1 protein-coding gene is annotated in these 2,387 nt (G+C 32.4%); it reads right to left on the bottom strand.

The window, feature by feature from the left end; genetic code table 11:
* Positions 1-292: 292 nt before the first annotated feature.
* Positions 293-2,387: hypothetical protein (locus Q0200_RS01465; RefSeq protein WP_297936923.1), on the bottom strand; the 2,095-nt coding region annotated here is incomplete at its 5' end.

Genomic DNA, 2,387 nt, shown 5'->3' with positions numbered 1-2,387 from the left:
ATAATTATATAGTAGTTAAAATAAATATTAAAAGTATATTTTTAACTTAAGCTAAAGCAAATGGGAAGGAAAGGTAAGTCGCAAAAATAATCATTAAAGATAAGCATATGCTTCATTCGTAAACTTCAGAGGTTAAATTTCAGAAACACTAAAGTATAAAATAAGAAATTCTACTTACGGTAGCAAGTAGACGGAAGCTCACAGTCACCAACCCTACCTAATTTAATTCTCATACGCAAAATAATATCTTCCAGTTATATTATTCACATGGTTAAAAATTGATAGAGCTATTCTAATCATTAGGCGAGCCATATTGCTCCTCAAAGCTCATTGCATATACTACTATGTAGTCATTTTTTACGATAGCTTGCAGATTTTTATGTAGTACCTTACCCCGGCTATTAAATCGATCCCAGTCTAAGTCATTAAAATTTTCAGAATTTAACATAAAATCATGCTCCCAATCATTAAGTTCTTTATCAAGCAACGTACCTTCTAAATCATACTTCTTAAAACAGTATATGCCGCTAGCAGAACCTTCATTCCACAAATAAGTATCACCGAAATCTGGATACATCTCTACGATAAATTGATGTAGCCAGCTTGATATCGGCTCATCTATATGACTCCATTCTTCATTAATAACTAGCTCTATATTTGCCTTATTGCTATCGCTTAAAGCATTATATATAAAATATGGGCATCCATCATGATTATTTTTTGGATACTTGACATACCCGTTTTTGTCCTGTTTTCCTAGTTGCATAACTTCAAAATAGGCATTTCTTAGGTTTTCGTCATAACTTCCTAATGCATTTTGCAAAAACTCTACCCTGCTATCGTATGTCATATTTTTAAATTTTGTATAATAACCTCTTTTGACATCATTTGATTTAAAATTTAAAAACATATCTTTTTCAAATAGCTCTTTTATGCTTAATTCGATGGACAGCAAGGATGTAAAATTTTCATTAAATTTGAGATATATGCCCGAATCGCTAAAACGTATGCATCTATATTTTTTTTCATAACATTCATTGTTAGAATTTTTTACTAGATTTTGGAGCCTTGAACACTCTTGCATTATTCCAACTTCATCGGCGTCAAGCATCAGATCTCCTAAAAGTTTAGCGATCTTTTTATCCGACTCCACATAATCTTTTACTCTTTTTAGCATATCGTATACGGTATTGATCTTAATATAATTATCGCAACATTTGCATTTTGAAATGTTTAAGATAGTATTATAATACTCCAAAGAATCCTTATTTGGCTCCATATATCTGTTTCGGATTATTGTTTGGATAATTTCCTTAGGAACATCATAACACGACGCAACTACACGTAGAGCAGCGTTTCTAGTGCTAGTTACAGGACAGTTTAAACCGGCTTGCACTAGTTTTACGCTAATAATTTGATTAAATTCTCTCATTTTTTGCAAAATAATAGATAGATCGTTATGTTTTCCAAAATTTCCGTTAAAACCTAGCTCATCAGCAATGCCGGTAGATATGCTTTCAAGATCCAATACTTTTTCTGCAAGCGAGCAAACCATTCTAAGCTCATCAATATTATCTGTTTGAGCCAGCGAATACCAATCCGAGAAATTATCATTTTGCATTGCGTAGTTAAATAAATCTTTCCAAATATTTATATTTAAAGCTTTTGCGATGTTTCTTGCTTTATGGTCAAATACATTTTCCCTTACCTGTTCTTCCCAGTTATAATTTTTATTATAGGCAATATCTGAAATTTGATCAACCAACCTGTCTTTTTCTTCTTCGCCCCATCCGATTTGCTCCCAATCGTCTCTTATAAAATAAAATATGTCACAGAGCTTATTAAATCTGTCTATATTCATATTTTGCCTCAAAGACTCTTTGAGAAAAAGCTCCACTGCTTCCTTTGCGTCCACATACTCAAAGATCTTATTTTCATGATCATCTATCAACCCGCATATAATATCGCCTGCGCAATCATATAGATCATCATTCCACCCTTTTTTTATGTGAGATAACAAATCTCCTCTACTTGCACAAATATAAGCAGTAAATTCACAACCCAAACTACATTTATAGCCATGATAGATCATCCAAGTTTTTATCTCGTCATTGGTAGCATCAAGACCTTTTAAGTAATTCAATCTACCATATCCGTCGGTTAGTTTTGCCATTTTAAATACACTATCGTTTTTTTGTTTCATTTCAAATGAACATGTAGTATATATAGAAAAATCATCCGCCAATCCAAGAGTAAATAGCAAATAGTCTATCTCTTCAGACCCACAATACCATGTAGTACATATGCCAAATTTGATCGGTTCTTTATGTACAGCTCTTTTCATAAAAAATACACCAACTCTTAGTGCAGTTGAATACAGCTCATCG

It is taken from the genome of uncultured Campylobacter sp., from assembly GCF_938045225.1.
Classification (GTDB): Bacteria; Campylobacterota; Campylobacteria; order Campylobacterales; family Campylobacteraceae; genus Campylobacter_A.
Note: the sequence above shows the minus strand (reverse complement) of the source record. Positions and strands in the feature narration are given on the sequence as shown.